General features: G+C 71.1%; 1 protein-coding gene. It reads left to right on the top strand.

The genetic code is table 11. The features are described from left to right. On the top strand, positions 1 to 967 hold a 967-nt coding region (locus VT52_RS34795; RefSeq protein ID WP_206306699.1), incomplete at both ends, for a putative Ig domain-containing protein.

The following is a 967-nucleotide window of genomic DNA, read 5'->3' as shown; positions in this document are numbered from 1 at the left end:
GAGGGCACCGGCTCCGGCTGCTCGGCGTACGACCCGAAGCCGAGCTGGCAGACCGACACGGGCTGCTCCAAGCGCATGGAGTCCGACGTCTCCGCGGTCGCCGACCCGGCCACCGGTGTCGCGGTCTACGACACCTACGGCGGCAGCGGCTGGGCGGTCTACGGCGGCACCAGCGCCTCCTCGCCGATCATCGCCAGCGTCTACGCGCTCGCGGGCACCCCGGGCTCCGGTGACTACCCGGCGAAGTACCCCTACAGCCACACCGGCAACCTGAACGACGTCACGAGCGGCTCCAACGGCTCCTGCTCCACGTCGTACTTCTGCAACGCGACCACCGGCTACGACGGTCCGACCGGCTGGGGCACCCCGAACGGCACCGCGGCCTTCACCTCGGGCGGCGGCACCGGTGGCAACACCGTCTCCGTCACCGACCCGGGCAGCCAGTCCACCGCGACCGGCAGCTCCGTCAGCCTCTCGATCAAGGCTTCCGACAGCGCGGGCGCGGCTCTGACCTACAGCGCCTCCGGCCTGCCGACCGGCCTGTCGATCAACAGCTCCACCGGCGTGATCTCCGGCACCGCGTCCACCGCGGGCACCTACCAGGTCACCGTCACCGCGACCGACTCCACCGGCGCCACCGGCTCCACCTCCTTCACCTGGACCGTGAGCACCAGCGGCGGTGGCGGCTGCACCTCGACGCAGCTGCTCGCCAACCCGGGCTTCGAGTCGGGCAGCACCGGCTGGACCGCGACCAGCGGCGTCATCACCAACGACTCCGGTGAGGCCGCGCACAGCGGCTCGTACAAGGCGTGGCTGGACGGCTACGGCGCCTCGCACACCGACACCCTGTCCCAGTCGGTGAAGATCCCCGCGGGCTGCAAGGCGTCCCTGACCTTCTACCTGCACATCGACACCGCCGAGACCACCAGCAGCAGCGCGTACGACAAGCTGACGGTCACCGCCGGGT

Origin of the sequence: Streptomyces malaysiense, from assembly GCF_000980885.2 — a bacterium.
Taxonomy (GTDB): domain Bacteria; phylum Actinomycetota; class Actinomycetes; order Streptomycetales; family Streptomycetaceae; genus Streptomyces; species Streptomyces malaysiense.
The sequence above is the reverse complement of the archived record's forward strand: the minus strand, read 5'-3'. Positions and strand labels throughout refer to the sequence as shown.